14 protein-coding genes are annotated in these 16,517 nt (G+C 74.3%); 1 reads left to right on the top strand and 13 read right to left on the bottom strand.

Annotated features, from left to right (window positions below; genetic code table 11):
• Position 1 precedes the first annotated feature (1 nt).
• The 12 genes from SKED_RS20350 to SKED_RS13015 all read right to left on the bottom strand — a co-directional run bounded on the left by SKED_RS20350 (position 2) and on the right by SKED_RS13015 (position 12,548).
• Positions 2–445, bottom strand: coding sequence for a hypothetical protein (locus SKED_RS20350; protein ID WP_012867636.1), 444 nt, complete (start codon positions 443–445; stop codon positions 2–4).
• 6 nt (positions 446–451) lie between these two features.
• Entirely contained in the window at positions 452–1,021 is a 570-nt protein-coding gene (locus SKED_RS13060; protein ID WP_012867635.1) for a phage tail protein, read from the bottom strand.
• Positions 1,022–1,028: 7 nt separating this feature from the next.
• Positions 1,029–2,978, bottom strand: a complete 1,950-nt coding sequence (locus SKED_RS13055) for a putative baseplate assembly protein (RefSeq protein WP_012867634.1) — start codon at positions 2,976–2,978, stop codon at positions 1,029–1,031.
• A complete protein-coding gene (locus tag SKED_RS13050; protein WP_012867633.1) occupies positions 2,978–3,397 on the bottom strand; it encodes a GPW/gp25 family protein in 420 nt (139 codons plus the stop codon). Before SKED_RS13050 ends, SKED_RS13055 begins: the two co-directional genes overlap by 1 nt.
• Positions 3,394–5,193, bottom strand: coding sequence for a phage baseplate assembly protein V (locus SKED_RS13045; protein WP_012867632.1), 1,800 nt, complete (start codon positions 5,191–5,193; stop codon positions 3,394–3,396). Before SKED_RS13045 ends, SKED_RS13050 begins: the two co-directional genes overlap by 4 nt.
• A complete protein-coding gene (locus SKED_RS13040) occupies positions 5,193–5,852 on the bottom strand; it encodes a CIS tube protein (RefSeq protein ID WP_012867631.1) in 660 nt (219 codons plus the stop codon). Before SKED_RS13040 ends, SKED_RS13045 begins: the two co-directional genes overlap by 1 nt.
• Entirely contained in the window at positions 5,852–9,166 is a 3,315-nt protein-coding gene (locus tag SKED_RS13035; RefSeq protein ID WP_012867630.1) for a hypothetical protein, read from the bottom strand. The genes SKED_RS13040 and SKED_RS13035 overlap by 1 nt, the downstream gene beginning before the upstream one ends.
• Positions 9,163–9,639, bottom strand: a complete 477-nt coding sequence (locus SKED_RS13030; protein WP_217167876.1) for a phage tail protein — start codon at positions 9,637–9,639, stop codon at positions 9,163–9,165. The genes SKED_RS13035 and SKED_RS13030 overlap by 4 nt, the downstream gene beginning before the upstream one ends.
• Entirely contained in the window at positions 9,626–9,799 is a 174-nt protein-coding gene (locus SKED_RS20345; protein ID WP_012867628.1) for a DUF6760 family protein, read from the bottom strand. Before SKED_RS20345 ends, SKED_RS13030 begins: the two co-directional genes overlap by 14 nt.
• 4 nt (positions 9,800–9,803) lie before the next feature.
• Complete coding sequence (locus SKED_RS13025) at positions 9,804–10,340, bottom strand: hypothetical protein (RefSeq protein ID WP_012867627.1); 537 nt, start codon at positions 10,338–10,340, stop codon at positions 9,804–9,806.
• On the bottom strand, positions 10,337–10,816 hold the full coding sequence (locus SKED_RS13020) for a phage tail protein (protein WP_012867626.1): 480 nt from the start codon (positions 10,814–10,816) through the stop codon (positions 10,337–10,339). The genes SKED_RS13025 and SKED_RS13020 overlap by 4 nt, the downstream gene beginning before the upstream one ends.
• Positions 10,817–10,979: 163 nt before the next feature.
• Positions 10,980–12,548 carry a phage tail sheath family protein gene (locus SKED_RS13015; RefSeq protein WP_012867625.1) on the bottom strand — a complete coding sequence of 523 codons (1,569 nt, stop codon included), beginning with the start codon at positions 12,546–12,548 and terminating at the stop codon, positions 10,980–10,982.
• Between the two features lie 334 nt (positions 12,549–12,882).
• On the opposite strand from SKED_RS13015, the gene SKED_RS20340 reads away from it, so the two are divergent.
• On the top strand, positions 12,883–15,594 hold the full coding sequence (locus SKED_RS20340; protein WP_012867624.1) for a helix-turn-helix transcriptional regulator: 2,712 nt from the start codon (positions 12,883–12,885) through the stop codon (positions 15,592–15,594).
• Between the two features lie 6 nt (positions 15,595–15,600).
• Here the strand turns inward: SKED_RS20340 and SKED_RS13005 are convergent, their stop codons facing one another.
• Positions 15,601–16,503, bottom strand: a complete 903-nt coding sequence (locus SKED_RS13005; protein ID WP_012867623.1) for a DUF4031 domain-containing protein — start codon at positions 16,501–16,503, stop codon at positions 15,601–15,603.
• Positions 16,504–16,517: the final 14 nt, after the last annotated feature.

The raw sequence follows: 16,517 nt of genomic DNA, 5'->3' as shown, positions 1-16,517 counted from the left end.
CTCAGACGAGCCGGACGACCACCACGACCACGGTCGTGACGACCACGGCCACGCCGACGAGGACCCACCAGCGCCACCGCGAGGCCGGCTCGGGTTCGGGCTCCGGCTCGGGGACCACCGGGACGGGCATGGGCACGGGGACCGGGACGGGCTCCGGGGGCGGCGTCATGCTGCACGCGCAGCGCAGGCACAGCACGGCGGTGGCGAGGTTGAGCTCACCGCAGACGGGGCAGGGGACGGAGTAGGCGAGGCCGCGTCCGTCGGTGCCCGGCAGGCGCCGCAGCGCGTCGTCGGTGTCGAGGGCGGCGTCGCGGACCTCGACGGTCGTCCCCGCCCAGAACAGGGGGAAGTCGCAGGCGGGGCAGAAGTCGCTCGCGTCCCGGCGTCCGCTGGTGATGTGCGTCGTGGCCCCGCACTCGGGGCACGTGACGAGGGTGCTCTGCATCGGTGCTCAGGTCTCCGTCGGGGGCTGCGGTACGGACAGCGGCGCTGTCGTCGGCGCGCTCTGGCGCGGCCAGACCAGCCGGTCGTCGACCCAGAGCTCGGCGCGCACGTGCGCGGGGACCTCGTCGGCGACGAGGTCGGCGAAGGCCCGCTCGGTGAGGTTGCCGGTCGAGGCTACCCGCATGACGACCCACGCGGTGTCCGCGGGGCTCTCGCCCTCGCGCCACACCCCGCCGCCGTCCTCGAGGACGGCGGGTGCACCGCTGAACAGCTCGAGCATGGCGAGCAGCCCGGCGGGCGTCCCGCGCCACGCCAGGGTGCGTGCGGCGGTGCGCAGCACCTCGCGCTGCATCGCGGGAGGACCTGCGCCGTCCACGGACTCCAGGCCAATCCACGACGCGAGCCACGGCAGCAGCTCGGGCGGGGCGAGCCCGGGGTCGGCGAGGTGCTCGAGGTCGTCCGCGTGGGCCATGAGGGTGTCGGCCTGCGCCTGGAACATCTCGACGAAGCGCCGGAAGAAGTCCTCCTGCAGCATCGCGGGCGGCAGCTGCCCCACGAGCCAGTCGGGTCGCCTCATCGGGCGGTCACCGGACCACGACGCGGTGCTCGGCCGACAGGAACAGCGCGTCGGGAGCGAGGCGCAGCGTGTCGCGCCCGGCCCCGACGCGGGCGCCGTTGCGCAGGTCGTAGTCGAACAGGACGACCTCGTCGATGCGCTCGACGCCCTCGATGGGCTCGACCAGCTGCGCGACCGCCGACGCCGTGAGGTCGGTGTCGAGCTGCCAGCCGGTGCCCTCCGGGCCGCCGTGCAGCGGGTTGACGTAGCGGGTGATCGTGTCGAGGACGCGCTGGCGCAGCAGCGGGGCGGAGCGTCCGGGAAGCGCACGGACGAGCACGGCGACGCTGACGCCCTGGTAGTACGGGGTGCCGACCTCGACCGACGACCCGACGAGCCGGCGGGACTCGATCGCCTGCGCGACGGTCTCGACGAGCGGTGCGGACAGCGCGAAGTCGTCGAGACGGTGGTCCCGCGGGTCCTTGCGGACCTGGGGCACCACGAGCATGCGGACGGCCCCGGGGGCACCGTCGGTGCGGGGCAGGCAGACGGCGCGGGCGACCTCGACGGAGGCCTCGCGGGTGATGCGCTCGAAGTCGCCGGCCGTCACGGCTCGCTCGCCGGTCCGCAGGGTGAGCGGCCCGCGGACCTTCGCCTCGTCGACGGTCTCGGCGTCGACTCCGCCGGTCGCGGGGGACAGGTTGGTGGCTCGCGCGATGAACGGGACGGTGGCCCGCAGCGAGGTCAGGGTGCCAGGGCCCACGTTGCCCGTGGCGCCGCCGCCGTGGCGGTACGGGGTGACCTGGACCTGCGCGCCGTCGGGCGGCACGGCGCCGTGCTGGACCCGGGCGCCGTCGGGGTAGCGGATGGTCGGGCCGAACCGCACCTCCCCGGTGATCGAGTCCCACACCACGTGCTTGTCGGTCGGGCCGGACGCGGAGAAGTCCGTGACCTCGGTCCAGGCCTCGGAGGTCTCGTGGCCGACGACGCGCACGTGCTCCTCGCCGCGGCGGCGCGCGACGGGGGAGTGCGCCACGGCGAAGGTCTGGCCCGGGACGCCGGTCGAGCGCCCGAGGATCTCGCCGGGCGTCGCCGAGGCGTGCTCGGCGAGGACGGTGATGCCGGCCGCGGTGACGGTGAGCTCTTCGAGCTGGGGTGACGCCTGGTAGGTCGGCTGCCCCGGCAGGGGGCGGACCAGCCGGGCGCGCAGCCAGCTCGCCGACGCGCCGGCGAGGGTGAGCGGCTGGGCCTCGGCCGGGACCACGAGCAGCACGGTGCCGTCGCGGTTGAGACCACCGGTGGTGTCCTCGTGGACGGTCGCGGGCACCCAGACCTCGCCGTCCCACGTCTCCCACACGAGCGGCGGGTTGCGCGGGTCGACGCCGATGCCCTCGGCGTGCGCGCGGACCGTGAGGCGCAGCACGTGCGACGCGACGGGGCTGGCGAAGCCGAGGTAGAGCGCGTCGTCCTGCGCGAGCGGGGTCGACGTGAAGCAGGTGAGCGAGGTGCCGGGGTACGCGAGGTCGTCCCAGCCGTCCTGGAGGTTCTCCTCGCCGGCCCGGCCCGTGAGGACGTGCCGCAGCACCGGCGGCACGACGAGCCCCGGCTCGGTGGTCGTGAAGACGACGGAGGCGCCGTCGGCCGTCGGGGCCGTCGAGACCTCGGTGCCGGCCGGCACAGGGACCTCGCGGTCGGTCGGGCCGGACAGCCAGAACGTCACGGCGGTGCGCGCCACCGAGGGAGGGAAGGGCTCGATGCCCACGAGGTTGAGGAAGTGCACGTACAGCCGCTCCGGCACCTGGTTCACCCGGAACAGCACCATCTCGCTCATCCACGCGAAGAGCTCGATGAGCGCCACCCCGGGGTCGGAGACGTTGTGGTTGGTCCACTCGGGGGTGAACCGGGGGATGAGGCGCTTGGTCTCGTCGACGATGTCCTGGAAGGACCTGTCGTCGAGGTTGGGCGGGGGGATCGGCATCAGGAGTCCTCGCGGGGGATCACGTAGAAGGGGTAGACCAGGTTGCGGCGGTCGTTGGTCGCCATGACCCGGTAGACGATCTCGATGTGGACGAGGGACGAGTCCCCGCGGTCCTGGACGGGCCGGACCTCCTCGACGGCGATCCGCGGCTCCCACTGGGCGAGCGCCTCGCGGACGGCCTGCGACACGAGACCGAGCAGGTTCGCGTTGACCGGCTCGAACAGCAGGTCCCAGATGCGGCAGCCGAACTCGGGCCGCATGAGCCGTTCGCCCGGGGCGGTGAGCAGCACCACCTGGATGGACCGGTCGAGGTCGTCGGCGCCGTCGGTGAGACGGATCGACCCGGTGTGGTCGACGGAGAGCGGCCACGAGAAGCCGCGACCGATGAACGACGGGACGTCGTGGGTGCCCTGGCTCAATTGATCATCACCATCCCTCCGCTCACCGAGGTGGTCCCGGAGGACTTGACGGTGGTGGTGCCCTGACCGACGAGCTCGGCCTGGGCGCCCGAGACGCTGACCTTGGCGGTCGCGGCGATCTCGATCTCGGCGGCCTTGAGGGAGAGCTTGGTGTCGGCGGTGACGGTCACGGTCTTGCCCGTCACGCTGACCGCGCCCGAGGCGTCGATGCTGATCGTCGAGGCCCCTGAGGTGATGGACAGCGGGACGCCGTCGGGGACGACCATCTCGGCGCGGTCCTTGCCGAGCCGCAGCCGGTGGGTGCGCCCGGCGAGCGCGAGCAGCACGTGCTGGTCGGCGTCGGCCGTCCCGTCGCCGAGCTCGACGACGTGCCCGAGCCGCGAGGTGATCGCCCGGTTGAGGATGCTGCCCTCCTTCTGGGCGGTGGCGGCGCCGGGGGGCGGCGACTTCGGCCCGTACAGGCCGGACAGCACGACGGGGCGGCGGACGTCGGCGCCCTCGAAGCCGAGGAGCACCTCGTCGCCGATCTCGGGGAGCGAGAGCATCCCGCGGCCCGACCCTGCCCCGACCGACGCGACGCGCGCCCAGTCCGAGGTCACCTCGGACGACAGGATCTGGAAGGTCACCTTGACCCGGCCGAGGTTATCGGTGTCGTCGACGTCCGAGACGGTGCCGATGACCAGGCCGTCGTGGGTGAAGCCCGACGACGCGCGCCCCCGGGGACCGAGGGCGTCGCGCAGGCTCGTGCGGGGCTTGTCGCCGGCGACGACCTGCGTGCGTGCCTCGCTCTCGGTGAAGGTGTGCACCACCTCCCGGACGTAGTAGGTGCCGTCGCTCGGGCCGGCGCCCGTGATCGCCACGGTGCGCCCGGGTCGCAGGTCCGGCTCGAAGCGCAGGCGGCAGCGGAGCACCACGTCGCCGTCGGTCGACAGCACGGCGTCGGCGAGCTCGCCGGCCTCCTGCGAGGAGATCGGGCTGCTCGCGGTGTCGAGCGTGGTGACCGAGCCGAGAGACATCGACGAGAACAGCCGTGCGAGCTCGGCCGGTGCGTGGCTGGTGCGGGTGCGGTCCGCCGTGACGAGCTCGTCGAGCTTGGGGTCGCGGCCGCGCACGGTCACCTTCTCCGCGGCGGACGACGTCAGGCGGACCGAGAGCTCGGTGATGTCGGTGCCGACCGTCAGCGTCGTGGCGACAGGTCCGCCGAGCCGCGTCTGGGGGTCCCACATGCTCAGCTCCGTGCCCTCGACGGCCCAGTCGTGCCCCAGCCGTCCGCTCAGCTCGTTGACGAGGTCCAGGTCCGTGCCGGCCTGCAGCACGTAGGGGCGCAGAGGGCCGGTGCCGACCTCGCCGGTCGCGAGGCTGCTGCGACGGCAGGCCTGCGTGACGATCTCCTGGTAGCTGGTCTCGAGGTACGCGGTGGTCCGGCTGGCGCGCCCCAGCCGGTGGGCGTGGTCGGCGACGGACACGAGCAGCTCGGCCCTGCCACGCCCGTCGTTCTCGAGGGCGACCCCGGTGATCTCGCCGGTGAACAGCCTCGTCCCCTGCGACTGCGCGGTGTCGCGCCGGCCGCTCACGGTGACGGCCCGTCCGATCACCAGCGCGCCGGTCCGGGCGACCTGGTAGTCGGGGTCGGCGAACCGCAGCAGGCACGAGCCGACGGACCGCACGGCCCGGTCGACCCGTACCTCGGTGAGCGCCTCCTGCAGGCGCAGGGACAGCGGGCGTCCGTCGAGGGTGACGGTGGGACGCAGGTGGACGCCGGTCGGGCGCGGGGGCGCTGCGGCGGCAGGCGTCATCAGACGTCCTCGAGCCGTGGCACGGACAGCAGCGACCCGGGCCGCAGCGACAGCGGGTCGGAGACCGTGTTGGCCGAGGCGAGGGTCCGCCAGCGCGTGGCGTCACCGTAGTAGCGGGCCGCGATGCGGTCGAGGGTCTCGCCCGCGAGCACCCGGTGCACCCGGTGCGGCTGCGGGGTCCCCGACGTCGGGTTCTGCGGGCCGTAGGAGTCGACCGCCTCGTACTGCTGCAGCACGAGGGCGAGCGAGGCGCGCAGCGGCATGCCGGTCGTCGAGAAGTACGTGTACGTGAGCGCGAGGTCCGCGACGACGGCCTTGAAGGAGTGCGTGTCGCCCCAGTGGAAGGTGAGGTACGGCGGGCGTGCGTTGTTGGTGGACTCGTCCGTGCCGGGCAGCGACGTGTCGATGTCCATCATCGCGAGGATCTTGCTCGTGTGCTCGGCCACCGACGTCCCGGTCGACGTGGTGTCGAAGAAGAGGTCCACGGACAGGCTGCCGGGCATCGCGCCGGCGTAGCGCAGCGTGGGCACGCCCCGTCCGGCGACGGGGTTGCCCGTCCACCGGTTGCGCCGGCTGATGGTGAGCTGGGCCGGGTTGAACAGGCACGGGACTCGGGTGCCGCCCTCGATCTCGATGAAGGCCTTCTCCGGTGCAGACATCAGAACACTCCAGTCGTGAAGGAAGAGCTGTGGCGGGACGACTCGTCGAGCAGGCGGTCCTCGACCCGCCGCAGGACGCGGTCCTCGAGGGTCCGCGCGAGCGTGTCGTCGAGCCGCGCGGCGATCCGCGAGTCGAGCCGGGCGAGGATCTCGGTGACGACCGCTGCCTGGTCGACCACGGGTGCGGGGTCGGGCTCGGCCGGGGCCCGTGGCGCAGGCACCGGGAGGGGCTCGCGCTCGGGCCGAGGCTCGGACGGGGCGCCGAGCGGCTTCCCGGTGAGCTTGCGCAGGATCTCCAGCTGCGCTGCCATGGACGCAGCCTCTGCCACCGCCGGGCGTGGGGGCGGCGAGGGGGCGGCAGCGGGCGCCGGCCGGGCGGCCACCGCGGGTCTCACGACGGCGGTCGGGACCAGGGCCGGTCCCGCGGGGGCGAGAGACGCCGGCCGCCGCGCGGCGACGGGCACCACGACCGGAGGTGTGGTCGCCGCGGGCGCGGTGATGATCCGCGGGATGGCCGTGTGCGTCCTGCGCGCCGGCGGGGCGACGGGTGCAGCCTGCGGGGCGAGCGAGGCCCGACCGCGCAGCGGTGCCACCGGGGTGTGGGCGCGCGCCGCCGGGACTGCGCGTCCGGGGGACGTCGGGAGCGCGCGTGGTGCCGGGCGCAGCGGCAGCGGCACGGGGACCAGGGCGCGCCGGCCCGGGACGAGGCGCGGCGCGACCGGCACGACGGTGCGGCGTGCCGCCGGCGCGGGGGCAGCGGGATGCACGCGGGGCGCGGGCCGTGCCGGGAGGGCGACGGGCGCCAGGACGCGTCGCGTCGGGACCGAGCGCGGTGCGCCGGGCGCAGCCGCACGGCGGGCCGGGAACGGCGGGACCGCCGGCTGCACGCGGGGTGCGGGGCTCGTCGGGAGCGGGACGGGTGCCAGGAGCCGTCGGCTCGGGACCGCGCGGGGTGCGCTCGGGACCGCGGTCCGGCGGGCGGTGAGAGCCGGGGGCGAGGCATGGACCCGCGGGGCGGGTCGCGTCGGGAGGGCCACGGGTGCCAGCACCCGTCGAGCGGGGACTGCTCGAGCGGCCGAGACCGGCGTGCCGCGGGTCGGCACGGCGCGGGGAGCCGAGACGAGCGCGGTCCGGGCCGGGACCACGCGGGCAGCCGCCAGGGGTGCGCTGCGTGCCGGCACCACGCGCGCGGCCGGGAGCGGCGTGCTGCGCGCCGGGACGACCCGGGAGACCGCGACCGGCACGGTCCGCGGCGGGACCACCCGGGCCGGGGAGACCAGGGTGCTGCGGCCCGGGACCGCGCGCGCCAGGCCCGGACGCGCCGTCCGGGCCGGCTCGAGCCGACCCACGGCCGGCAGCAGGGTCCGGGTGCTCAGCAGAGCCGCCGCGACCGGCAGCACGCGAGCTGCGCCGACGACCGCGGGCGGGGCCAGGCGCAGGGTCCGTGCCGGTGCCACGAGCGGCACCACGCCGCGACGGCGCGACGCGGGAACCGACAGACCGACCACGGCAGCCGTCCGTGCCGGGACGACCGTCCGCGCCTGCGACGCAGGGCGCGTCGGAGAGGTCGGGCGCAGCGCGGTGCTGGGACGACCAGCCGTGGCCTTCGGGACGGCGACGGGCCGCGCGACCGGCGTGGGACGCGGGACCAGCGCGGTGCGGCGGGTGAGCGCCGGGCGCAGCGCCGGGGCAGGGCGCGGCTGCGCCGCGGGGCGTACCTCACCCGTGCGACGAGCAGCGGTCCGACGCAGCACGGGGACGACGGGTAGGGCCCGACGACGGGAGGGCTCGCGCTCGGCCGCCTCCTGACGAGACGCCGGAGCAGGGCTCGGCGACCTGTCGTGCGAAGCACGGAGCGCAGCGGCGACCGCAGCGGCCCCGACGACCGGGGCCACCGCGGCGAGCGCGACCGTCGACCTGCCAGCCGGGCCCCGCCGCAGCATCAGCCCGCCGGCGCGACGGCGACGCGAGCCGTCTGGCGACTCCTCCGCCGGGGCCTCGGCCCGCGCACGGTTGCGGAGCAGGCGCTCGCGGGACTCGCGCCGGAGCTCGGCGAAGCGGTCGGACGCCTCACGGGCCGCGAGGGCACGACGCACAGCGAGCGGTCGAGACGACGGCGAGGTGGCGACAGCGGTCGCGGTACCCGCGAGCAGGGCAGCCCCGGCCAGCGCACCGCCGGTCGACGCCGACCTCGTCCGGGCGCTGTCGGGCGACGGCGTGCTCGCGCGTGGGGGGAGGGTGATCCGTCCAGGCTCTCGGGAGCCGGCTGCCGCGCGCGTCCCCGCGGCGGGCGGCCTCGGTCCGGCTCCCGGGGAGTTCCCCGGTGCGGGCTCAGACCGTCCGGGCTCGGCCTGGCGCGGCAGGTCTCGACGTCGACGGTCGTGCGGCAGGACCATCGACCCGGCCGCCCGGACCTCGTCGGGCAGCCGCATGGGCACCGCCTGCGGCACCGCGGTCCGGGAGAAGGTCCCGGGGTTCCAGGTCTTCTCGTCGGGGACGCGCCGCACCACGGTCGGCAGCCCACGACGCGGGAGCGGAGCCGTGACGTCGCTGCGCTGCGGGAGGGCGGGGCGGGCGTAGCCGGGCGCAGCGAGAGCGGGTGCGGCGACAGCAGCGCCGACGGCCGTGGCGGCCGTCGCGGCCGGCACGAGCGGGCGAGCCGCTGCCTGGGCTGCAGACGCGCCGGTGCGGGTCGGCTGAGGGCTCGACGGCGCAGAGCCGCCGAGCGGGGACCCAGCAGCAGGAGAGGTTCCTGCCGCGGCGGACGTTGCAGCTCCGGACGGGGTCGTCGCGCTCGCGGGCTGACGCTGCTGGTCTGCGGCGCCGGCCGGGCCTCGTGCGGGCGGAACGAGGCGCTTGCTCGGTGCGTGCGCCTGCTGGCCGGTGGTCGTGGTGGAGCTCGTGGGCTGCTGCTGGGCGGGTGCTCCAGGAGCGGCCGGCGCGGCGGACGCGAGAGGCTGCGCGGACCGCTGCCCGGGGCTCCACCACCGCGGCGCGGCGACGCTCCCGGGGCGCACGGGCTGCACCGGGACGGGCGCGGTGCGCCGGGTGAGCGGGGTCGTCGATCCCACCCCGCGGAGCGTGCCCGGACGGGCGACCGCGCGGACGAAGAGGATCGCGTCCGCGCCGACCCGTCCGACGAAGCCTGTCCGGAAGCGGGCGTCGAAAGAGCTCGGGAGGGTCAAGACGGGCGACGGGCCAGCCGCCGCTGTGCCGTCGCCGGGGCCAGAGCCGTCGACGAGCCCGGGCGTGGCGAGGTCGCCGACGCCTGTCCCACCCGTCGTCCCCGCCTCCGGGACCGTCGCGCCGGTCATGAGGGCGTCCTCGCGCGGAAGCCGTTGTGGGCGATCTCCAGGCGCTCGGTCGGCTGGGTCTCGGAGTCGACGCTGAAGCTCGGCCCCTCCCACCCCACCGCGAAGACCCCGTCGAGGTCCCACGCGCGCAGCCGGTCGCCGGAGTGGTTGAGCGCGGTGACCGCGCCGGTCGACCGGGTGAGCGTGCTGTCGTTCGCGGCGAAGCCCTCGCCCGACGACCTCGTCACCCAGGTGAAGAGCGCGTCAGACTCGACGAGCCCACGGGTGAAGACGAGGTTGGGCCACCGCAGCACACCGGGCAGCTTGTGGGTGTAGCCGTTCTGGCCGCCCTCCACGTGCTCGGTGACCGACACCGTCAGGCGCAGCCCGCTGACCTCGCGGAAGGTGCCGATGGGCACACCGTCGACCTCGAAGAGGAACAGGCCGACCGTGGTCGGCTCGCCCCCGAGGGCTTCCATCTCAGACGCTCTCACGGACGGCCTCCCATGCGCGTTCGTTCAACGAGGACACCGCTCGGATCATCCTGACCCGGTCGAGGTGCTCGAGGTCGAGGAGGTCGTCGACGGTCCAGTGCAGGTGGTACGCGAGGTACGCGATCTCCTGCCACAGGGCTTCTGCCGGATAACGGAGCATCGAGCTATCGCACGTCCTGCGGGATCTCTTCGACGGCGGTCCGGCGCGCGTAGGTGACCGAGGCGGACACCGCAGGCTGCTGCGGCGCCGGGGCGCTGCCCGCCTGGTCGTCACCGGTGGCCGGCACTCCGGGCTCTCCGGGCACAGCGTCGGTCGGTGCCGCCGTGGCAGCAGGCGCCGCAGGTGCCTGACGGATCGGCGCGAGCGCGTCGCGCTGGAGCGCGAGCAGCTCCTCGTACTCCTCCTGCGTGCCGAAGTTGATGACACCGTAGAAGTCCTGCAGGAACGCGAGGTCTGCCGCGAAGAGGTTCTCGACCTCGTGCGTCGTCACGAGCTCGAGCGAGCCGAGCGACTCGATGACGCGCGCGAGCACGACGACCGTGAGGCGCGGGTCGTCCGGGCCGTCGACCGAGGGGTCGCGCAGCGGCTCGAGCTCGTCGCGAGCCGTCGCCAGGCGCATGGTGCCCTCACGGTGCAGCGTGCCGCTCCCGTCGACGTAGCCGCGCGGCAGGGTGAACGTGAAGCGGGTCTGGAGCGTCACTTGACGCGCTCGAGACGCTCGCACTGGAGGGTGATGGTCTCTTTGACGACCTCGCTGGAGTCGACGGAGAGCCCGTCGGTCGCGATGCGCGACGGCCACGCGCTGAAGAAGTTGAAGCGGGCGACCTCGTTCTTGGCGGAGTCGTAGAGGACGATCGAGCCGTTCTTGCGCTGGGCGGCGCGGTCCGTCGCGGCCAGGCCGGAGCCGCGGACCTCGTTGAACCACTTCCACATGTTGTCGTTGGGCGAGTCGAGCGGTGCCACGCGGACGAGGGTGATCTCCGGTGCGAGGGTCCGGGTGCCCATGGCCTTGATGGCCTCGGCGACGCCGCCGGCACCGGCCTGACGGGTGGTCGACACCGCGACCTCGATGTCGAGGCCCGTCACGGAGGTGAGCGAGGAGATGACGGATCCGTCGATCTCCAGGAAGAAGTTCTGCGCGATGATCGGGTCGTTGGTGAACAGGCCTGCGGCCACGGTGACTCCTCGGGTCGGTGTGCGGTGCGGGGTGACGTGCTGGTGCGGTGCTCAGTGGCCCCGGCGCGTTGCGTCGGGGCGGTCGGTTGCGGCGTGGCCGGGCACGGACGCCGCAGACCGGGACCCTCGGGGAGCCCCTGGTCTGCGGCGGTCGTGCCGCAGGTCAGCTGCCGGTCTGCTTGTTCTGGCTGATGCGGAAGATCACGAACTCGGCCGGCTTGACCGGCGCGATCCCCACCTCGACGACGAGCTTGCCCGCGTCGATCGACTCGGGGGTGTTGGTCGTCGAGTCGCAGTTGACGAAGAACGCCTGGTCGGCGCTCGCGCCGAACAGTGCGCCCGACTGCCACAGGCCGTGGAGGTAGCCGGTGAGCGTTCGCTTGACGCCCTCCCACAGCGTGACGTCGTTGGGCTCGAAGACGGCCCACTGGGTGCCCTCGAGGATCGTCGACTCGATCATGTTGAACAGACGACGGACGTTGATGTACTGCCAGTCGGTGTCCGAGGCGAGGGTGCGCGCGCCCCAGATGCGGATGCCGCGGGTGCCGAAGGGCCGGATCGCGTTGATGCCGAGCGGGTTGAGGATCGACTGCTCGTTCTGGGTGATCGAGCGCTCGACGTCGAGCACGCCGCGGATGGTGTCGTTGGCCGGGGCCTTCCACACGCCGCGGGCGTCGTCGGTCCGGGCCCACACGCCGGCCACGTGGCCGGACGGCGGGATGAGGACGTCCGCCTGGGTGGCGCCGGGGACCGGGTTCTCGACCTTGATCCACGGGTAGTACAGCGTCGCGAAGGCCGAGTCGTACTGCGCGGTCTCGGTGCGCCACTCCTTGACCTGCTGCGGGCCGAAGCCGGGAGGGGCGTCGAGGATGGCCATGCGGTTGGGGTGCAGCTCGCAGTGCGCGATGAGCGCGGTCTGCACGGCCTTCCACAGGTCGAGGTCGAGGGTGCCGTCCTCGCGGGTCGCGGCGGTGACCAGGTCGGGGACCGCGACGATCGTCACGTCCTCGGCGATGGCCAGACCGTTGATGCCGGTGCGGGCGTTCTCGGAGCCGGCGAACTTGCGTCCGGAGACGGGCACCGAGACCGGGGCGGCCTTCTCGAGCGGGTACAGACCGGGCTTGAGGATCTCGAGCTGGCTCGACAGGTCCGTCTTGGCCTCGAGGGTGACCTCGACCTTGACGCGGGTCGACGTCTTGTTGATGACCGTCGCGGCGTCGGTGGCCCCACCGATGGTGAGGTCCTCGTAGCTCTCGACGACCTCGTCGCCCTCGAGGATCCGGATGGTGAAGGCGGAGGGGCCGTCGACGTCCTCGTCGGGCTCGACCGTCTCGACCGCGACGGAGATGTTCGCGTCGGGCTCGATGCTCTCGACCGCGATCGGCAGGCCGAGCGCACGGTCGACGGCCGGCAGCGCGAGGCGGGCGGGCTCGCCGGCCGGCTGCACGTTGGGGATGCGCACGACGTAGGCGAGGCTGCCGCCGTTGAGGAAGAACCCGTAGACGGACAGGGGCAGCACGGCGCCCTCGACGAACCCGCCGTAGAGCTTCTCGAACTGGGTCCAGCTGGTGACGAGCCTCGGGGCCAGGCCCTCGGGGTCGGTCGGGTCGTCGAGCGGCGCGCGCTCGGTGAAGCCGACGAAGGCTGCGACGGCGGTGGGCGCCGACGAGAGGACCTTCTGGGACGACGGGATCTCTTCGATGTAGACGCCGGGCGCGGTGTAGGTAGGCACGGAGCTCTTCCTCTTCCTCGTGTGGTGGACCGCCCGTGGTCTCGAGCCGGTCGACAGGTCGTCGGCATCTGACTGGGGCACGCTTCGCCGCAACGTTAAGAGCCGCGCTCCGGGCACGGCATCGGTAGTCGCTACGTAGTTGTGGGCCGTGGGCCGAAGTTCGCCCGCTCCCGCCGGTCTCGTGCGCAGCCGCGCGTTCGCACGGGTCTGTCTCGCCGCGACCGCAGGAGCGGGTGAAGTCTCGGGGTGATGGGACCAAGTACCCATTGCCTGCCGATAAGGTCTGTGCAGCGAACTACAGGGGCACCCGCGCGGCCCGAGCCGGAGGTTGACCATGACGACGTCTGTCCTCGCACCCGGATGGTCGTACAGCACCGCAGCCTCCCGTCTCGACGTGACCGCGGCCGGCGTCCGACGCACGGTGCTGCTCCGCGAGGACGAGAGCACGCAGCTCGCCACCGCCCTCGTCGCGGGCCGCAGCGTGTTCGTCTGCGGTGAGCCGGGTGTCGGCAAGACCCACCTCCTCGACCGGTTCACCCAGTCCGACGCGTTCTACGCCGTCGCGCCTGCGGGCCCGGGTGCGCGGGACGCGGGCCCCGAGGCGAGCGGCAGCCCGGTGTGGATCAGCGTGGGCGCCAGCCGCGCCGAGTCGCACGTCCCGCTCGGTGCGCTGCTCGCGGTGCTGCCCGACGTCGACGTGCCGGTCACCGCTCCCGTCGGCGTGGTGCGCCGCGTGGTGCTCGACGCGCTCCGTGCGATGTCTGCGGGGCGGCGGGTCATCGTCCGGCTCGACGACGCGCACCTCCTCGACGAGCTCAGCGCCCGGGTCCTCGCCGGGCTCGCGCGGCAGGACGAGCTCCAGCTCGTGGCGACCATGCGCAGCCACCGCGCCTCGCAGAGCCCCTGGCTCGAGATGTGGAAGGACGGCGCGGTCGACCGCATCGACCTGCGCCGGGCCAGCAAGCCGCAGGTCGACGGCTGGCTGCGCAAGGCGCTCGGCGGCCCCGTCTCCGAGCGCGTGCTGCACCACATGTGGCTCGCCACCCAGGGCAACCCGCTGCTCCTCGTCGAGACGACCGTCGAGGCCTTCGTCGACGGGACCGTCCGCCGCGACGGCGACGTCTGGGTGTGGTCGGGCGAGGCTCCCGTCGGCGACCGGCTCACCCACCTCGTCGAGCACGACCTCGGCAGCCTGAGCCCTGTGGAGCGCCAGGCCCTCCGGCTGGTCGCCACGGCCGGCACCGTCGACCGCGACACCCTCGAGCGGATCGTGCCGTCGGCAGCGGTCGACCACCTCGTCGCCGAGGGGCTCGTCGCGTCCGGACGGCACGGGACCGGCTCGGCCGGCTCCGGCCCTGCCCACCTGGGCTGCGCCCTCGTGTACGGCCAGGTGCTGCGGGCCACGACGTCGACCGCGCGTCGCAGGCTCGACCTCGAGCAGCTCCGTGACGTGCAGGACGACCTCGAGCAGCAGAGCGGGGCGGTCCTCGTCGAGTCGGTCGACACCGCCCTCGCCTGCGGCGTCCGCGAGTCCGCCGAGCGGATCACCGGTGCGCTCCAGGGCGCTCTCATGGCAGGCCAGTGCGAGACGGCGGTGCGGGTCGCCACGAACGCGCTGCGCGTCACCGAGCCCCGCGACCCCGTCCGGCTCCGGCTGCTGCACGGCCGCGCTCTCGCCTGGTACTACCTCGACCAGAGCGCACGGGCCGTCCGTGACATCGACGAGCTGCGCGACGAGGTCAGCCGCACCGACCTCGACCCTGACGTCCGCGCGGCGCTGCTCGCCGACGTGAGCGACATCGTCGTCGGCATCGAGCAGCACCAGCACGGCGACAGCGAGGCCGCGCTCGACGAGGTCGCGCGCCTGCGGACCGAGCTGACCGCGCTCTTCGGCGAGGTCCTGCCCGCGCGGGTGGAGCTCCGGCTGCAGGTCGCCCGGATCACCGTGCTCGGCAGCGCGATGCGCCTCGGCGAGTGCCGTGACGAGTGCACCGCGCTCCTCGAGGGGCCCTCCGCGTACTCGCCCGACGTGCTCCCGCTCGTCCCGCTGCTGCTCCTCGACCTCACGCAGCGCGGGCAGCTCTTCGCGGCGCAGGCGCTCGCCCAGCGGTTCTTCGGCGTCGCCCAGGCGCACGCCGACACCCGCCCCTGGTCCGTGGCCGAGATCTTCAGCGTCGGGTACTTCACCATGGTCGGGCTCGGTGAGGTGGACCTCGCCGAGTCCATCGTCGCGGCCCTCGACGAGCCCGACGTGCCCTTCAACGTGGACCCGACGGCCAACCGCATGCTGCGCGGCGGGGTCGCCTCGCTGCGCGGACGGTGGTCGCACGCGCGCGACGAGCTCCACGCGGCGAACGCCCAGCTCGCGCTGTCCGACGTCATCGGGCTCTCGGCGATGTCCTTGGTGTCCGAGGCCGTCATGGCGCTCGCCTCGGGTGACACGACCGGTGGGCGCGAGCTCCTCGACCGCGCCAGGCAGGTCCCGACCCGCCTGTACGGGTCGTACATGCAGGCCGAGGTCCGGCTCGTCCGCCTCGACGCGAGCGGGTGGCTGCGTGACCCCGCCTACTCGGAGCAGGCGCTCGAGCTCGCCGTCTGGGCGCGCGAGCGCGGCCTGAACCGGGTCGAGCTCGACGCGGTGCACCGCGCGGTCGTGGCCCACTACGGCGACGGGCGGATGTCCCGGGCGACCGACCTCGTGGAGCGTGCCCGTGAGCTCGTCAGCCAGGTCGACGGCCGCCGGGCCCAGGCGCTGACCGCGCACGTCGAGGCCATGGCCTCGGGCGACCCGCACCTGCTCCTCGTGGCCTCCCACGAGCTCGGCCAGTGCGGCGTGTGGCTGCCCCCGACCCAGCGCTCCGTGACCCTCACACGACGGGAGCAGGAGATCGCGGGGCTGGCAGCCGGCGGTCTCAGCAGCCGGGAGATCGCCGAGCGCCTCGTGCTGTCGGTCCGCACCGTCGACTCGCACCTGTCGCGGGTGTTCGCCAAGGCGGGCGTGAAGAACCGCCGGGAGCTCGGCGCAGCCCTGCGGGGCGCGATCTAGCCGTCGTCAGGCGCGCAGCCGGCGGACCTCGTCCGCGACGTTGCGCCGGGCCGGGGCCTCCCAGCGCTCCGTGCCGACCGCGGTCCGGAAGACGGGCCCGCCCGCGAGGATCTGCTCGAGCACGGAGGCCCGCGCCGGGCGGAAGACCTCGTCGGGGACGTGCGCGTACTCGCGCCGGACCTGCTCGGTGTAGCGCAGGTACCTGTCGGGAGCGCTGCCGAGGACCGCGAGGTCGGCGTCGCTCACGAGCGCACCCTCGTGGTCGTCCGGGTCGGGCCCGTGGTGCGCCGTGAGCAGCACCAGCCGGCGGACCTCGGCGACCTCGGGTGCGGAGACCACCGGTCTGCCCGTGCTGGACGTCAGCGGGGCCAGCAGGTCCTCGGCGAGCGCGGCCGAGCGCGCCTCGTCGTCGCCCGCGGCGCCGTCGTGCACGGCGTCGTGGAACCACAGCGCGAGCGGGACGCTGCGCGGTGCACGGCGGTCGGGGTCGAGGACCACCAGCGAGTCGAGGGCGTGCGTCAGGTGCTCGGTGCCGTGATAGCTGCGGTGCGGCTCGGACCAGCGGTCGAGCAGCTCGTCGCCGACGTGGCGCGCGCCCGGCAGCAGAGCCTCCCAGCGGGCCGCGAGGGCGGAGCGCTTGGCGGCAGGACGCGCGTACCCCGGGACGCGCAGCCCCGCGGCGGCGAGCCGCCGGAGCAGCTCGCGACGGTCGGTCGGCACGGCACCGAGCGCGACCAGCTCGGCGTACCGCGCCTCGGGGACGTCATAGTGGTCGAGGTCGAAGGCACGCCGGCCGATCCCGGCCCGGGCCGCGAAGTCGTGCAGCTCGTCGACCGACAGGTCGGAGACGAGGTGCGACCACAGGGTCCCGTGGGCGGGCCACAGCGGGGCGTCGATGAGCACGGTCACCCGCGCGACGATAC

This window comes from Sanguibacter keddieii DSM 10542 (genome assembly GCF_000024925.1).
Taxonomy (GTDB): Bacteria; Actinomycetota; Actinomycetes; order Actinomycetales; family Cellulomonadaceae; genus Sanguibacter; species Sanguibacter keddieii.
This window is presented reverse-complemented; position numbering and strand designations above follow the sequence as displayed.